Source organism: Paenibacillus sp. FSL H8-0175 (assembly GCF_045040615.1).
Taxonomy (GTDB): Bacteria; Bacillota; Bacilli; order Paenibacillales; family Paenibacillaceae; genus Paenibacillus_AQ; species Paenibacillus_AQ odorifer.
Genome location: NZ_CP150299.1, coordinates 5,095,651 through 5,110,789, shown reverse-complemented (window position 1 = coordinate 5,110,789; position 15,139 = coordinate 5,095,651). Strand labels below are relative to the sequence as shown.

The window sequence follows — 15,139 nt, the reverse complement described above, 5'->3', positions numbered from 1 at the left end:
GGATGACGAGCAATCAACAGAGTCTTCTAAAAATGAATATTGCTAACTGGATTACGCGGCTGTTTCTGATTGTAGCCACCATTGTTTTGTTATATCCGTTTGTATGGAATCTCTTAGCCTCATTTAAAAGCAATACGGAATTTCTGACCGACCCCTTCTCCTTTCCACAAGCCCTACACTTCGATAACTATGTACGTGCTTTTCAGAAATCCAAGATGGGGAGTTATTTCCTGAACTCTATCTTTCTTGTGGTGTTATCCACGGCGATTTTAGTTATTTTTGTGGTTCCTATGGCTTATGTCTTAACGAGATTTAAGTTTTGGGGCTCTAAACTAATCCTTAACCTTTATATGGCCTGTATTTTTCTGCAAGCCTCCTACATTATGGTTCCTTTATTTCTGCAGGTGAATTCGTTCGGGATGTTAGACAATCGCGGGATGCTCAGTTTAATCTATGCTGTTCTGCAGTTTCCCTTTGCCATCTTTGTATTAAGTGGATTTCTGAGGTCCGTCCCTAGAGATTATGAAGAGGCCGCTAAGATTGACGGTTGTGGCAACACAGGAGTGCTCGTCAGAATTGTTGCGCCGCTTGCTAAACCGGGCATTGTGACGGTCTGTATGCTGGCAGCGATGGGCTTTTGGAATGAGTATCCGCTGGCATTGGTCTTAATTCAAAGTGATAGCAAAAAAACATTGCCAGTAGGTTTAGCCAATCTTTTTGAGGTTCAACGTTATGCTACTGATTGGAGTGCACTTTTTGCCGCGCTGATCCTAGTGCTGATTCCAACGATTCTTTTATATGTGATAGGACAAAAGCAATTGCTCCAAGGAATAAGCGCAGGCGGAATTAAGGGCTGAACAACAAAGATATGGAGGGAAGTTACGTGGACAAAGGAAGATTTACACTGCCTGGTGAAACAGGGATGGAAGAGGTCATAGCCGATCTCGTCGAAAGATGGGGTGTAGATGCCGTACGTGACAGTGATGGCACGAATCTATCGCAGGACATTCTCGATATGGGTCTGCAAATTTATTCAACGCTTTGTCTTGTCCGTGAGGACAACGAGTGGGCGAAGCAGCATCCGCAATATAGACAGCAGATTTATCTGATGTCTGCTCCAGTAATAGTAACTTCAAAGGTGAAGGCCATCGATATTATGGCTGATTATTTTGCCGAGCAATTTATTCCTAACACAGATGTGGATATAAAAAAATATTGGCAGGTTGTAAACCGGACTACAGGAGAAGTATTACCTTCTGAATGTTGGAGTTACGCAGAGGGAATTGTCACACTTGAACAGGCGGTACAATTTCACAAGTATACGGTCAGTTTCTTGGCCTACCAGAAATGGGAGCCGGTCTCCATGTACAACCACATCACGAATGATTGGGATGAGGAGCATCGTTTACCGTTGGATATTCGTTATCCCGAGGCTCAAGAGCATGTTTTGAAGGTGCTGGAGGATTGGCTGAAGAAACATCCCAAGACTGATATCGTACGTTTTACGACCTTCTTTTATAATTTTGATTTGATTTTTAACAAGGAAGGTAAGGAGAAACAGGTGAATTGGTTTGGCTATCTGAGTTGTGTGAGTCCACTTGCGTTAGAGCAATTCGAGCAAGCTTATGGGTACCGATTGACTGCAGAAGATTTTGTGGATCAGGGGCGATATAACACACCATTTAAGAACCCGACCCAAAGATATCTGGACTGGATGGACTTCAATCAGAAATTCATCGCAGGTTATGCTAAACAATGTGTAGAAATGGTGCATGATTTCGGGAAGAAAGCGATTATGTTTTTTGGGGATCACTGGGCTGGTACAGAGCCTTATGGAAAATATTTTCCGGAGATCGGGCTCGACGCAGTGGTAGGGGCAGCAGGAGATGGCGTTACAACCCGTATGATTGCGGATATACCTATTAAGGATACCGAGGCACGTTTCTATCCTTATTTCTTTCCTGATGTCTTTTTTGAAGGGGGAGACCCTGTCGGAGAGTCCATGCCGATCTGGATCAAATGCCGGCGTGCGCTCATGCGTAAACCAGTTGGCAGGATGGGGTATGGCGGATATTTAAGTCTAGCGCATCAATTTCCGGATTTTATAGATCATGTGACAGAAATTGCGACGCAGTTCAAAGGGATTCATGCCAATGCAGAAGGGACACAGCCTTTTAAAGCTCCTTTTAAAGTGGCGGTTCTGAATACTTGGGGCTCCCTTCGAAGCTGGCAGACACATCAAGTGGCTCATTCATTATGGAATCAAAGATGTTACTCCTACATAGGGGCATTAGAGTCATTGGCGGGCTTGCCGTTCGACATTGAGTTTATAAGCTTTGATGACATCAGGTTAAGTGGGATTGATCCTAGTATCGGTGTGATTATTAACGCGGGTGATGTACACACCTCTTGGAGCGGTGGAGATCAATGGAGCGATCCGCAAGTTGTGGCAACACTTCGTGAGTGGGTGGAGCAAGGGGGCGGTTTTATTGGGATTGGTGATCCATCAGCTTATGAACATCAAGGGGTTCTTTTTCAACTAGCGGATATTCTAGGTGTTCAGAAGGAAATTGGATTTACAGCAAGCATCAATAAGCCCAAGGTAACGCCTGTGCAGGGTCATTTCATAACGGAAGATCTGGAAGGTGAGATTAATTATGGTGAAGGGATGACCATGATTTATCAAGCGGAGGCCGGAGCAGAAATATTGGACGTGCACCAAGGCAGCTGCAATCTTGCCGTGAACTCATTTGGTCAGGGGCGGGGCGTTTATATCGCGGGGCTTCCCTATAGTATTCAGAATACCAGACTACTCAGCCGAGCGATCTTTTGGGCCGCACATCAAGAGGAGCAATTGTATTCATGGTTCTCAGTGAATCCGAATGTTGAATGTCACGCGTATCCTGAGACGGGTCGATATTGTGCCGTAAATAACACTTCCGAGATCCAAAAGACGACGATCCTGATGGATAACGCCGTGATCCAAGAAATAGAGTTGGGTGGGATGGAAAGTGTGTGGTTTCAATTTGAGATCATACATTAAGAGTCAGCCGTAACTACGGCGAATAATTAGACTTCCGGCTGCTGTTATCTCCAACTTTCCTGAATTGTACTGCTTCGATAGAGTGATTGGGGAATTTCTCCCTGAAATTCCGGGATATTTGGTCATCAGACTAATAATCAGGGAAAACCTCCCCAAAGTTTAGCTGATTCGTTAGCAATTATAGTTATTCCTCTTATTATTAGGGAGGAATTCCCTGATTTCGTTCATTTAGAGCGAATATTGGCTGTTTTCAGGGAGTTTTTCCCTAATTAGTTTTAGAGCCGTCCCCGCATACTGCATTAACGCAGAAAACACGAACGTTCGCCGCCCCGCATATTGCACATCTCACCGTACAATGTATATTGTTTATCGGCCCCCACAGGTATCACACAAAGCAGATGACCCATCAGTCTCAATGTTTTTGGCAAGTTTTTCTTACTTGGATTGAGATATCTTGAGTTTTCCGTATCTAGAGTATCCGGGCCATTTTGCGATAAGCCCGCGGAGAAATTCCCTCATTCGCAGTAAATACCCTGCTGAAATAATGGATATCAGGATAACCAACCTTATCACCGACCTGTTCAATCGGCCAATCCGTTTCACGCAGCAGCTTGCGTGCTTCTCGATGCCGGATGGAACGGAGATATTCACCAGGAGGCATGCCAGCTACCTCACGAAATAACTTGGAGAAATGGTCTTCATGCATATTCATGGCACCAGCCATGGATTTATTGCTCCAGCGGTCTGCTAGCTTTGAATCCATCTCATCGATTAAAGCTCTGATCCGCCCGGTATGAACGGAAGATTTAGCTGCATTCCGGGAGCTTTGTGTTCGGAGCAGCGAGGTTAGAACGCCGAGCAGTAACCCCCGACAGACCCATTCATAACCGGCAGGCCGCATCGTAAATTCATGCACGAGCTGTTCCATCGCATGGATACATTCGGGTGGCGGGGTATAAATGGGCTCCTGTGACAATGGCATAAAAGGAGCGGTCACAGCTTCCAAGGCAAACTTCTCGTCCATAACCTCCTCCTCATTGACCAGCATGTCTTCATCGCTTGTAATAATCGATTCCCCAAAAAAATCAAAATGGATCCCAATGAGTTTGGTTTCCGAATCTGAGACAATCGCATTTTGATGATATACCCCGGAAGAAAGAAATATCAGTTGTCCTGAATTCAGGATATATTCCTCCGTATCCATCTTTGTTGATAATTTCCCCTGGCGAACGTATAGCAGCTCGAAATCATACAATCTTCTTCTTGGAAAGAGGCAAGGTGAGAGAGTTTGGAATTGTGCGTAGTGAATGCCAGGTGACCACTCCCGGGAGGGGACCTGTTTTCTCAGGGGATAACGGGGTTCTTTTTCAGCCACGAATAAACCTCCCATACAGTATAAAATGAATTTTTAAATAGACCGGAATCGTGCAACAAATCTCTTGTTCACCTAAATAAATTCAACTTACAATCTATTATAATATAAATAAATCAAGGATATAAGGGTATTTAGGGTAGGATCTTAAAAAACGGAAAATAACAAATTTGAGGAGGATTCAGATGAAAAAGGGAATAAACATTTGGTCGTTTCGCGAAGGTACTGAGATCGAAGAATGTGCACGTCTGGCTAAAGCGGCAGGTTTCGACGGAATTGAGTTATCTTTGAATGAATCGGGTGAACTTGGCCTGCAAACCACTGAGAAAGAAGCTATTAAGATCAAAAATTCCATTCAGGAGATGGGGTTAGAAATTGCAGGACTGGCGACAGGACTATATTGGTCATATGCCATGACAAGTGAATCCGCGGCGAACCGGACGAAGGCTATCGATGTATGTAAAAAACAATTGGAGCTGGCAGCAACACTTGGCGTAGATACGATTCTTGTCATTCCTGGTGCGGTTGGTGTGGATTTTATTGAGGGCTGTGAAATAGTCGATTATGAAAAAGCTTATGATCGAGCCTTGAAGGCGATCAGTGATCTAGCTCAAGATGCAAAAATGGCGGGTGTTTCTATTGGGATTGAAAATGTGTGGAATAAATTCCTGCTGTCTCCGCTCGAATTACGTTCTTTTATAGATGCTGTAGGCTCCAATTACGTAGGTTCCTATCTGGATGTAGGGAATATCGTTCATTCTGGTTATCCAGAGCAGTGGATACGGATTCTAGGCCATAGAATCAAGAAGGTGCATTTCAAAGATTACCGCCGGGCAGCCGGAGGACTTCATGGATTTGTTGATCTACTTGCTGGGGATGTGGATTATCCTGCTGTTATGGAAGCACTGCAAGAGATCGGCTACAGCAATTATGTTACTGGAGAAATGATACCGCCATATACGCATTATTCGGAGCAAATCATTTTTAATACTTCTGCAGCGATGGATGCTATTTTAGGACGCACTAGTTACTAAGTTTAAGAGAGGTGAAGGCTGTGCTCAGAGTGGGGCTGGTGGGTTTTGGATTTATGGGCCGAATGAACTTTGATCAGTATGTTCAATTGCAGGAAGACGGCCATCCGATTTCTCTGGTTGCCATTTGTGACCCGCAGATTAAAGTCCTTAAACATACTAAATCCGCGGGGAATATGAACACAGCCCACGAGGTATATGATTTATCCCCTTACAGCCTTTATGATAATTTGGAGCATATGCTCGAAAAAGAAGAACTAGATGCTATTAGCCTTGCAGTACCTACGTACTTGCATGCTGAAATGACTTGTTCGCTGCTGGAACGAGGGTATCATGTGTTCTGTGAAAAGCCGATGGCGAGACATTCCGCAGAAGCTTGGAAGATGGTAGCGGCGGCGCAAAGCAGCGGAAAAAAATTGCTGATTGGTCATTGTCTTCGCTTCTGGCCGGGATATGAATATTTGAAGGGGGTTATAGCTAGCGGTGAGTTCGGTGAAGTGACAGAGGCTTATTTTTACCGGGGTTCCGGTGCTCCTAAAGGGTGGTTGGTCAATGATGAGCTAAGTGGCGGCTGTATGCTGGATATGCATGTACACGATACGGACATCATCCATCACTTGTTTGGGAAACCAGATAAAGTATCAACGCTTGGGCGGAAGGTTTTACCGGGAAGTGGCTATGATATCGTCTCCACTCATTATTTTTATCAGGATGGAAAAGTGGTCAATGCCCAAGCGGACTGGACACTGGAAGGCGACTTTGGTTTTTACATGGGCTATCGGATTAATTTTGAACGGGGAAATGTAGTCTTTGATGGCGCGGAAGTTAAGGTAAATCCTAATCGTCAACCGGGGTTCATTGCGAAGCTTTCTTCGCATACCGGATATTACAGAGAGTTGGTATATTTCTTGAAAATCATCCAGAACGATGAGCCAGTGACCCTATGTATGCCCGAAAGTGCTGCCCAGTCCATAGAAATCATTGAGGCTGAAATCCAATCGGCTGATCAAGAAGGGGCCTGGATACGGATACGTTAAGTACCATACTTTTAGTAAAGGAGACTTCACGATGTTGAAAATAGGCTTGATCGGCTTTGGATTTATGGGCCGGATGCATTTTGATAATTATGTGCGCTTAACGAAAGAGGGGCAGCCCATTGCCCTTAAAGCCATCTGTGATTTGCGAATTGAGGAATTAAAGGATGGAAAAGCAGCCGGGAATATGAGCACTGCCCAGGAAGTCTATGATTTGTCAGCTTACAATCTATACGATGATCTGGAGAAAATGATAGCCAGTGAGGAACTGGATATGATCGACATTGCGGTTCCTACTTATCTGCATGCGGAAATGACTTGTTCGCTGCTGGAGCGTGGATATCATGTTTTTTGTGAGAAACCGATGGCCAGAACTTCCGTACAAGCGCTGGAGATGGTGGAAACGGCAGCCCGCAGTGGGAAAAAACTGATGATCGGACATTGTCTCCGTTTTTGGCCGGGGTATGAATATTTAAAAGAAGTGATAGAGAGCGGGCAGTTCGGTCAGGTCACGGAAGGGTATTTTTACAGGGGATCTGGTGCTCCTAAGGATTGGTTTCTTGATGAGACACTAAGCGGTGGAGGCATTATGGATATGCATATTCACGATACGGATATGATTAACTATCTGTTCGGCAGACCGGATAAAGTATCATCCTTAGGACGTAATGTCCTTCCGGGTAGCGGATATGATATCGCATCGACTCACTATTTTTATAAGGATGCAAAAGTAATTAATGCTCAGGTGGATTGGACGCTGGAAGGTGATTTTGGTTTTTACATGGGGTACCGGGTTAATTTTGAACGTGGAAATATAGTGTTTAATGGCAGCGAGGTCAAGGTCAATCCGAATGACGGGGCAGGCTATTTAGCGGAACTTTCACCGGATGTTGGCTACTATAGAGAGCTTGTATATTTTCTGGATGTTATTATCCAGGATAAGCCTAGCATTATTTGTACGCCAGAGAGTACAGCGGAGTCTTTAAGAATCGTGGAAGCAGAAATGAAGTCAGCGGATGCTGAAGGCGAATGGATTGTGCTAGATTAGTTGTGTGTAGAGTGAATAAGGACGTGAGCTGGAAGAGGATCATTCACAATGACCTTTTTCCAGTTCACGTCCTTTTGTCATCGCTGAAATTTGGTGTTGTCTCTTGCATAATGGGATACTGATCCGTCATATCTTCTCAGCCGTACTTGTTCGTCAGAGAACAGTTCAACAATTCCTGAAGCAACCTCTGAATACATTCCATCAGGATCAAGCTGTAGCGCAGAAATATAGGTTTGGGATAAGGCAGCTATAAAAAAATCAATATTTTTCACTAATGTTTGTGGCATGTTATTCCCTCCGGTGACATCTTGTACATGATGATATATTAAACCATAGGAGTTATTTTACCATGATTTATCGTTGAGTTTTAGGAAGAATTCTTTGGTAAAAGTCGAAAATATGAGAAATTTGGTTGAAATTGTATTTAAGATCGTCTTTAATGAAACGAAGAGGGTAATTTTACCACTCTAAATAAATTAAGGGGATTACATAATGAAAGACTATGAAGTGCTGGAAATTAACAAAAAGAGTTTTTTTAAAACAACTATCTATTTTATGATCATTCCTACATTGCTATTGTTTATAGTAGGTTTAGGGATGGTGGTGGTCGGGCTTATCATTAAAGAGACGTTTATTGTTGTTATGGGTATCCCTTATTTGATTATGCCGGTTATTTTGATACTCATTTATGGTTTGGTGGGTATGCTGGTAGCGCTGGTATATAACAAGCTGGCGAAGAGATTCGGAGGACTAGAACTGAAAATAGTGGAGAAAACCCCTCCGGTTGAAGCAAACTATTTACCATAACCCAAAGTTATTAAAGGGCAGGTATTGCGATGATTTCGCTACCTGTCCTTTTTTATTTTTAATTTGAAAAGAAACCGGGGAATGGATATGATTTGGATAATGAAAGGATGATTGCCAGATGACAGAACCGACACAAAGAGCCAAGGAGCTGTACATTCAGTTTTTGGGTCATTTTTTAAATATGCATAAAGCAGGAGTACTTAAGGAGTACAAGAGTTTTGAAATTCCAAGAGAAGTGGAGCTGGAATGGCTGCAGGAATGGGCTATGGAGCACGTCAAGCAGTTGTCGATACGGGACTGGGATGCGATTACGATACTGGAATCCATCTCGCGGAATTATCAGGATAGCTGGATTGTGGAAAAAGTGGCTTCTTTTGCTTCGCGGAATATTATGAGCGCTGATAGTTTGGTTAGACTGATTTATGCGGAAAAAATGCTTGAAATCATTCGTTCTCATAACCAAGTGATCACAAAAGAACTGTTATTTCAAGGCTGTAAGGTTGCTGTGCAAATTCTCGAGGATGTAATCTCACAGCCGCTGGTCATTGATCCTGGACACGAACTTATAGAACATAACCTTAAAGATAAGCGCGCGTTAAACAGTCGAGCCCAACAAGGGATTGAAGAGGTAAAGGTACTTATTAATTCTTAGCTGCCAAAGTTGACATACTGTTGTCAAATTGGGTGTGCTACGATTTCCTGACAGAATCAAGTCTGCTGATTTAAAGAAGAAAATGAGGGATTATCGAATGGCTGAACCTTTAAAAGCAATGTACAATGAACAATTTCTGCGTGAGTTCGGCGAAAAGATTCGTGGCGTACATAATGTCTTCGAGACTGAGGCATTTGTAAGCTCAGCCATGACTGAACCGTGGGAAACGCTTGAGCTGAAGGCAAGAATGCGGCGGATCACCGAGACGTTGGGCAGCCACTTAAAGCTTCCTTATGAGGAAGCGCTGGCTATCCTATTCGCCATTGCTGACGATTGTGTGGGATTTCCTTATTTGATTTTTCCGGATTTTGTTGAGGTATATGGTCAGGGAGACGATCATTGGGAATTGTCTATGCAGGCGCTGGAAAGATTCACAGCGAAATCATCGGCTGAATTTGCAGTTAGGCCGTTTCTCTTACGGGAACCAGAGCGGATGATGGCTCAAATGCTGGTATGGGCGGAGCACCCTGATGAGCATGTACGTAGGCTGGCTAGTGAGGGCTGTCGGCCTCGTCTGCCTTGGGGACAGGCGCTTCCCATGTTCAAGCTTGACCCAGCTCCGGTATTACCTGTACTTGAGCAGCTTAAGGCGGATACATCCCTGTATGTACGTAAAAGTGTCGCTAATCATTTGAATGATATTGCAAAGGATCATCCGGAAGTGGTGCTCGATACCGCTCGGCGCTGGAAGGGAACACATCCCGATACAGACTGGATTGTGCGGCACGGCTGCCGTTCTTTGATTCGTAAAGCTGAGCCAGAGATTATGGCTTTATTCGGATACGCAGAGCAGACAGACGAAGCTGCTCCACTTATAACGAGTGCCTTCATTCTATTGGAACCTTCAATCCTGACCATTGGCGAAAGCTCCGAATTACAGTATAAGCTTCAAGTTCGTGAGGGAGCTCCAGCACGGATTCGGATTGAATACGGAATCTATTTCGTGAAAGCGGCAGGTCGAACCTCCCGTAAATCTTTTTTGTTATCGGATAAGACCGTACCTGGAGGTACAATTCTGTCAGGTAAACGGACACATCGTTGGGCTGATTTAACAACTCGGCGTCATTATCCAGGAGAGCACCGGATTGTGCTGCTGGTAAATGGGCGAGAAGTGGCGGAAGTGGCGTTAGAACTTAAAGGGAGTGCTAATATATGAAAAAAGAAGTTTTGATGTTTCTATCCAATGGCTACGCTGATTGGGAAAGCGGATATATTAGTGCCGAACTAAATAAGCAGGAAAGTGAATATAAAGTAAGAACAGTTGCTCTAACTAGCGACAATGTCAAATCTATGGGTGGATTTACTGTTGTACCTGACTATACTTTAGACAGTTTACCTGCTCAGTATGAAATGTTGATTTTAATCGGGGGCACAGGCTGGAAAGATAATTCAGCTATTACTCCAGTGATTGAAAAATGTCTGCAGGAGAGTGTGCCTATAGCCGCTATATGTGACGCTACAACTTTTTTGGCTGAACATGGCTATTTAGACAACATACCGCATACCGGAAATTCATTGGATTATTTAAAACAAAAGCTCCTAATTATAAAGGAGAAGCAAATTATATAGAAAAACAGGCAGTTTCGAGTGAATATATTATTACAGCTAATGGCACAGCTTCTTTAGAATTTGCAAGGGAAGTTATGAAGAAGTTAGAGGGTTTCCCAATCGAAACCGTCGAGGGATGGTACAACTTTTTCAAAGATGGTTTTTATCAAGAATAAGGGTGTATATAAAAAAGGTGGTCTCAAGTCTTAACGACTTGAGATCACCTTTTTGGGGTTGAAGCTTATTTTTTCACTTCTGTAACACCAGTTACTTTTCCTTGATCGGATGAATTAAAGGTGGATTTATATTGATCGTTTGCGAAGTAGACATTGCCTTCAACGGTTGCGTTCACCAGGGTAAATCCATCCGCTTCTACGTATACATCTCCAATAAAAGTGCCGCCTTGGATGCGGGCGTTTTTACTCTTGATGGTCAATTTTGGAGCAGTCAGTTTAAAGGAGTTGGTGATGTTGTGATCCGCATCTTGTGTGTATAGAGCAATTTTTCTGGCGGGTTCCTCTTTATTCATGAATTCTCCATCCACCACGAGATCTTCGGTGAAGGTTAAGTCTTTAAGTGTAGCAGCAATCCAGGTTCCTTCTGGACTGATGGCGCGTTTGAAGGCTTCTTCATTATCTACTACGGAAGCTGAGGTTACAGCATCTGTGGTGTTATTTTGATTATTAGCCGTGCCTGTATTATTAGTGGTTCCCGCATTATTCGTGTTCTCAGGAGTGCTTGTTGCAGTAGCATTATTGGCATTGTTTGTTGCATTTCCACATCCGACCATTAACACAAAAGCAAATACCGCAGCAACACTTGCTATCTTTCTCATCTGTATAACCTCCCTAAGTAATTGTACTGATATCCTTCGAGCTTACTATAGAGTGATTAGTTAGTAATTTACCAATCAATCTACAAATGGTAATATAGGCCTGGACATCTCTGGCGTATAGTATGACCTGAAAAATGTGATTTATCCGATGAATTCACGAGCAATATGGATTACAATAAGTACAGGCAGTAGAAAAGGAGCATTATCCATGGCCAAACAGAAATATTATGTAGTCTGGGAAGGTAAACAACCGGGAGTCTATAGCACTTGGGCAGAATGCCAGGCACAGACAGATCATTATACCGGTGCAAAATATAAATCCTATGAATCTAAAGCAGCAGCTGATGCGGCATATAAAGCGGGCTGGAAGGGGAATTGGGGAACAGGGGCAGCTGGAGCAGCAAAGTCTAAGGGGACTAGTTCTTTTAAACGCAGTGCTACAGTAGAGACCTCTGAGGAGATTGATTACAACAGTATTTCAGTAGATGTGGGGACTCGTGGTAATCCGGGGCCTGTTGAATATAAGGGTGTAGATACACAAACGGGAGATATCATTTTCTCCTGTGGTCCGATCAAAAAGGGCACTAATAATTTAGGCGAATTTTTAGCGATTGTTCATGCCTTGGCGTTGTTGAAGAGAGAGGGAAGCGATAAAACGGTCTACAGTGATTCTGTAAATGCAATGAAATGGGTGAAGCAGAAGAAGGTGGCAACAACCTTGCCGCGCGATTCTTCAACAGAGGAAATTTGGGTGCTTATTGATCGGGCAGAGCGTTGGTTGCAAACCAATACATATGACAATAAGGTGCTCAAGTGGCAGACCAAAGAGTGGGGCGAGATCAAAGCGGATTATGGTCGGAAATAAAAAAGCTATATCGCTATGGTTTCGGTTAAAGGAGGAGTTTGGGGATGTTTGGCAACGATTGGGATGAGGTATTGCAGGATGAAATGCAAAAGCCCTATTTTCTAAAATTAATGGACGCACTAACACAAGAATATAAGGAACATACCGTTTATCCGCCAAAAGAATTATTGTTCACAGCATTGAAATTAACGCCTTATAAGGAGACCCGTGTAGTTATTTTAGGTCAAGATCCTTATCATGGTCCCGGACAAGCGCACGGACTAAGCTTCTCTGTCAATCCGGGGGTACGTATCCCTCCGTCACTGCGCAATATTTATGCAGAGCTGAAAGAGGACGTCGGTGTGCCTGTTCCGAACCACGGCTCTTTACTGCACTTAGCAGAGCAGGGAGTGTTGTTGCTGAACACCGTGCTGACGGTACGTGAGGGTGAGGCTGGTTCGCATAAAGGTCTGGGCTGGGAGACATTCACAGACACTATTATGCAAAAGCTAAATGAAAGATCTACGCCCATGGTGTTTATATTATGGGGAAGTCATGCGCAGAAAAAAGGCGCCTTCATCGACCAAAGCCGGCATAAGGTGCTGCAATCGCCTCATCCAAGCCCACTTTCATCGCATCGTGGATTTTTTGGCAGTCGTCCGTTCTCAAAGACCAATCAATTTTTAGAGTCGCAGGGAATGGCAGGAATAGATTGGTTCATTCCGGACTTATAATTTATGGAGTGATGCGAAGGGGAGGTAGCTATGAAGCATTGGGTAGGTAAACCCGTTATAATGTACTGCGGAGAGAAACCTTATACCATTATGAAGGGAATCCTGCGCAAATGGGACCTTTCCGCATCGGTGGCGGTGATTGGCCATCAGGAAATTGCTGTGCCGTTTCGGGATATTGTTGTTATTAAGGCTCTGGCTCCAAAAGAAAGAGCGCTGCCTCCAGTTCTCCATTCCGTGGGTTATGTGATGAGGGATCGGCAGCAATTTGACAATGCAGTGTATTTTAAATCGGCGGTTAGCGTCTGGAAAGAAGATCAGCTTATTGCCTTTAATACGATTATTACCTCACATACGAAAGGTTCAGTTACTCTTCAGAACGGCCAAAACCTGATGAAGGGCAATCACATCTTTGTAGTTCGTTCTTTACGAGGGTGATTTCAGGCACCTGTAAAGAATAAAAAAGGGTACGACTCCGAGTGATGATATGCTCCCCATATAGTAGACAGGTGAAATAATAAAAACCTGTCGCTGTATGGGGAGCATTTTTATGGAACAAAAGAAGTTTACAGCACTGGAAAAGTTAACGATTCTCCAAGAAATTGAACGGGGCGACATTGGTTTGAAAACTGCGGCCCGGAAGTATGGAATATCCAAAAACTCATTAGTGAAGTGGCGGCAACGTTATCAATTGTATGGATACGAAGGGCTGGAAGTCCGAAGCTACAATCGTACATATTCTGCAGAACTTAAACTCCATGCCGTTAAGGACTATCTCGAGGGAGGATTGTCGCAAAACCAAATCATCTGCAAGTATAAGATTGCAAGTTCAACCCAACTCGCCAACTGGATTAGGAAGTATAATGGTCATAGCAACAGCTTAACAGCTCATTCAGGAGGAACTAAAGCTATGACCAAAGGACGCGTAACCACTTGGCAGGAACGGATAAATATCGTGCTGTACTGCCTTTCGAACAGAGAAGACTATGCGAAGACGGCAAGCCATTTTCACGTGTCTTACCAACAAGTATATAGCTGGGTAAAGAAGTACGAAGCTGGTGGTGAAGAGGCGTTACGAGACGGTAGAGGACGCACTAAAGCGCCTGAAGAACTTACGGAAGCAGATCGCCACAAACTCGCGATGCAAAAGCTGGAATACGAGAATGCACGCCTGCGTGCGGAGAATGCTTTTCTAAAAAAGTTAGAGGAACTCGAAAGGAGGAGACGTTAAGGACCATTCGCCAGGTGAACATCTACCTGGCCATTCAGGCCGTTCAGCAGGAACAGTCTTGCTCCATTCGGCTTTTGTGTGACATCGCAGGGATTTCACGGTCAAGTTATTACAAATGGTTGAATCGCAAACCCAGTTCTCGAGAGGCAGACAACGAGAAACTGACAGAGGCTATGCTCCTCTTGTATGAGAAGGTGGAACGAACCTTTGGGTATCGCCAATTGACCCTGCATTTGCGCAGACAAATGGATAAATCTATTAACGCAAAGCGAGTGTACCGGCTGATGAGATGCCAAGGCATCCAGTCAGTCATCCGCAGAAAGAAAAAGAAGTATGTAGGCTCCACGCCGCAGCAGGTTGCAGAGAATGTGCTGAACCGTAATTTTGAGGCTGAAGCTCCAAACCAAAAATGGGTAACGGATGTAACGGAATTCAAATACGGAAACGGCAAGAAGGCGTATTTAAGTGCAATAAAAGATCTGTATGACAAGTCGATTGTTGCTTACGTTCTGGGTCATTCCAATAATAATTCGCTAGTTTTTAACACACTGGAATTAGCTTTGAAGGCAGCACCGGAGAGCCGAACCTTACTCCATAGCGACCGTGGTTTTCAGTATACCTCTCTGCATTTTAAAAAGATGCTGGACGATGCAGAACTGAAGCAAAGCATGTCCCGAGTAGGCTGCTGCATTGACAATTCGCCGATGGAATCCTTCTGGGGAACATTGAAATGTGAGAAGTACTACTTACATTCCTACCAGACCTTTGAAGAACTCCAAACAGATATTGATACCTACATTCATTTTTACAATAACGAACGGTTACAGGCAAAACTAAACGGCCTCAGTCCCATTGAATTTAGGACTAAGGCCGCTTAAACTACTTTTATTTTTTGTGCTGTCT

At 43.9% G+C, this 15,139-nt stretch carries 16 protein-coding genes; 13 read left to right on the top strand and 3 right to left on the bottom strand.

All coding sequences use genetic code 11. The annotated features are described in order from the left end of the window. Positions 1 to 2: 2 nt before the first annotated feature. Positions 3 to 857: a carbohydrate ABC transporter permease gene (locus MHH46_RS22870; protein ID WP_076134560.1), complete on the top strand. Its 855-nt coding sequence runs from the start codon at positions 3 to 5 to the stop codon at positions 855 to 857. Between the two features lie 26 nt (positions 858 to 883). After that, the gene (gnpA, locus tag MHH46_RS22865) at positions 884 to 3,043 is read left to right on the top strand and encodes a 1,3-beta-galactosyl-N-acetylhexosamine phosphorylase (protein WP_218642218.1); all 2,160 of its coding nucleotides are present in this window, start codon (positions 884 to 886) and stop codon (positions 3,041 to 3,043) included. A 469-nt stretch (positions 3,044 to 3,512) separates the two neighbouring features. Here the strand turns inward: gnpA and MHH46_RS22860 are convergent, their stop codons facing one another. After that, the gene (locus MHH46_RS22860; protein ID WP_076130235.1) at positions 3,513 to 4,418 is read right to left on the bottom strand and encodes an AraC family transcriptional regulator; all 906 of its coding nucleotides are present in this window, start codon (positions 4,416 to 4,418) and stop codon (positions 3,513 to 3,515) included. 182 nt (positions 4,419 to 4,600) lie between these two features. Here MHH46_RS22860 and MHH46_RS22855 point away from each other — a divergent pair, with 182 nt between their 5' ends. The 3 genes from MHH46_RS22855 to MHH46_RS22845 are packed head-to-tail and all read left to right on the top strand — an operon-like array spanning position 4,601 to position 7,528. Next, positions 4,601 to 5,449 (top strand): sugar phosphate isomerase/epimerase, encoded by an 849-nt coding sequence (locus MHH46_RS22855; RefSeq protein ID WP_076130236.1) that lies wholly within the window; start codon positions 4,601 to 4,603, stop codon positions 5,447 to 5,449. Positions 5,450 to 5,469: 20 nt separating this feature from the next. Further along, entirely contained in the window at positions 5,470 to 6,483 is a 1,014-nt protein-coding gene (locus MHH46_RS22850; protein WP_076130237.1) for a Gfo/Idh/MocA family protein, read from the top strand. Positions 6,484 to 6,514: 31 nt separating this feature from the next. Beyond that, positions 6,515 to 7,528 (top strand): Gfo/Idh/MocA family protein, encoded by a 1,014-nt coding sequence (locus MHH46_RS22845; protein ID WP_076130238.1) that lies wholly within the window; start codon positions 6,515 to 6,517, stop codon positions 7,526 to 7,528. 77 nt (positions 7,529 to 7,605) lie between these two features. Here the strand turns inward: MHH46_RS22845 and MHH46_RS22840 are convergent, their stop codons facing one another. Continuing rightward, complete coding sequence (locus tag MHH46_RS22840) at positions 7,606 to 7,815, bottom strand: hypothetical protein (RefSeq protein WP_036683023.1); 210 nt, start codon at positions 7,813 to 7,815, stop codon at positions 7,606 to 7,608. 205 nt (positions 7,816 to 8,020) lie between these two features. Between MHH46_RS22840 and MHH46_RS22835 the strand changes: the two genes are divergently transcribed. The 4 genes from MHH46_RS22835 to MHH46_RS22820 all read left to right on the top strand — a co-directional run bounded on the left by MHH46_RS22835 (position 8,021) and on the right by MHH46_RS22820 (position 10,616). After that, the gene (locus tag MHH46_RS22835) at positions 8,021 to 8,335 is read left to right on the top strand and encodes a hypothetical protein (RefSeq protein WP_076130239.1); all 315 of its coding nucleotides are present in this window, start codon (positions 8,021 to 8,023) and stop codon (positions 8,333 to 8,335) included. A 118-nt stretch (positions 8,336 to 8,453) separates the two neighbouring features. Continuing rightward, positions 8,454 to 8,987 carry a hypothetical protein gene (locus MHH46_RS22830; RefSeq protein WP_076130240.1) on the top strand — a complete coding sequence of 178 codons (534 nt, stop codon included), beginning with the start codon at positions 8,454 to 8,456 and terminating at the stop codon, positions 8,985 to 8,987. Positions 8,988 to 9,084: 97 nt separating this feature from the next. Then, positions 9,085 to 10,203 (top strand): hypothetical protein, encoded by a 1,119-nt coding sequence (locus MHH46_RS22825; RefSeq protein ID WP_076130241.1) that lies wholly within the window; start codon positions 9,085 to 9,087, stop codon positions 10,201 to 10,203. Next, positions 10,200 to 10,616: a DJ-1/PfpI family protein gene (locus MHH46_RS22820; protein ID WP_256715856.1), complete on the top strand. Its 417-nt coding sequence runs from the start codon at positions 10,200 to 10,202 to the stop codon at positions 10,614 to 10,616. The genes MHH46_RS22825 and MHH46_RS22820 overlap by 4 nt, the downstream gene beginning before the upstream one ends. A 220-nt stretch (positions 10,617 to 10,836) precedes the next feature. Here the strand turns inward: MHH46_RS22820 and MHH46_RS22815 are convergent, their stop codons facing one another. After that, positions 10,837 to 11,430 (bottom strand): hypothetical protein, encoded by a 594-nt coding sequence (locus MHH46_RS22815; protein ID WP_076130242.1) that lies wholly within the window; start codon positions 11,428 to 11,430, stop codon positions 10,837 to 10,839. A 208-nt stretch (positions 11,431 to 11,638) separates the two neighbouring features. Here MHH46_RS22815 and rnhA point away from each other — a divergent pair, with 208 nt between their 5' ends. The 4 genes from rnhA to MHH46_RS22795 all read left to right on the top strand — a co-directional run bounded on the left by rnhA (position 11,639) and on the right by MHH46_RS22795 (position 15,114). Further along, entirely contained in the window at positions 11,639 to 12,295 is a 657-nt protein-coding gene (gene rnhA, locus MHH46_RS22810) for a ribonuclease H (protein WP_076130243.1), read from the top strand. Between the two features lie 44 nt (positions 12,296 to 12,339). After that, on the top strand, positions 12,340 to 13,008 hold the full coding sequence (gene ung / locus MHH46_RS22805) for a uracil-DNA glycosylase (protein ID WP_076130244.1): 669 nt from the start codon (positions 12,340 to 12,342) through the stop codon (positions 13,006 to 13,008). A 30-nt stretch (positions 13,009 to 13,038) separates the two neighbouring features. Next, a complete protein-coding gene (locus MHH46_RS22800; RefSeq protein ID WP_036683006.1) occupies positions 13,039 to 13,443 on the top strand; it encodes a hypothetical protein in 405 nt (134 codons plus the stop codon). A gap of 112 nt (positions 13,444 to 13,555) precedes the next feature. Further along, positions 13,556 to 15,114 (top strand): IS3 family transposase gene (locus MHH46_RS22795; protein ID WP_143762803.1). Its coding sequence is split into 2 segments (ribosomal slippage): positions 13,556 to 14,189 and positions 14,189 to 15,114, totalling 1,560 coding nucleotides; the frame shifts between segments, so codons are not numbered across the junction. Positions 15,115 to 15,139: the final 25 nt, after the last annotated feature.

Excerpts from the sequence above, each read along its gene's own strand:
- MHH46_RS22830 (WP_076130240.1), top strand. The coding sequence starts at position 8,454 with ATGACAGAACCGACACAAAGAGCCAAGGAGCTGTACATTCAGTTTTTG.
- MHH46_RS22820 (WP_256715856.1), top strand. The coding sequence starts at position 10,200 with ATGAAAAAAGAAGTTTTGATGTTTCTATCCAATGGCTACGCTGATTGG.
- MHH46_RS22855 (WP_076130236.1), top strand. The coding sequence starts at position 4,601 with ATGAAAAAGGGAATAAACATTTGGTCGTTTCGCGAAGGTACTGAGATC.
- MHH46_RS22825 (WP_076130241.1), top strand. The coding sequence starts at position 9,085 with ATGGCTGAACCTTTAAAAGCAATGTACAATGAACAATTTCTGCGTGAG.
- rnhA (WP_076130243.1), top strand. The coding sequence starts at position 11,639 with ATGGCCAAACAGAAATATTATGTAGTCTGGGAAGGTAAACAACCGGGA.
- MHH46_RS22840 (WP_036683023.1), bottom strand. The coding sequence starts at position 7,815 with ATGCCACAAACATTAGTGAAAAATATTGATTTTTTTATAGCTGCCTTA.
- ung (WP_076130244.1), top strand. The coding sequence starts at position 12,340 with ATGTTTGGCAACGATTGGGATGAGGTATTGCAGGATGAAATGCAAAAG.
- MHH46_RS22835 (WP_076130239.1), top strand. The coding sequence starts at position 8,021 with ATGAAAGACTATGAAGTGCTGGAAATTAACAAAAAGAGTTTTTTTAAA.
- MHH46_RS22800 (WP_036683006.1), top strand. The coding sequence starts at position 13,039 with ATGAAGCATTGGGTAGGTAAACCCGTTATAATGTACTGCGGAGAGAAA.
- MHH46_RS22815 (WP_076130242.1), bottom strand. The coding sequence starts at position 11,430 with ATGAGAAAGATAGCAAGTGTTGCTGCGGTATTTGCTTTTGTGTTAATG.
- MHH46_RS22870 (WP_076134560.1), top strand. The coding sequence starts at position 3 with ATGACGAGCAATCAACAGAGTCTTCTAAAAATGAATATTGCTAACTGG.
- MHH46_RS22845 (WP_076130238.1), top strand. The coding sequence starts at position 6,515 with ATGTTGAAAATAGGCTTGATCGGCTTTGGATTTATGGGCCGGATGCAT.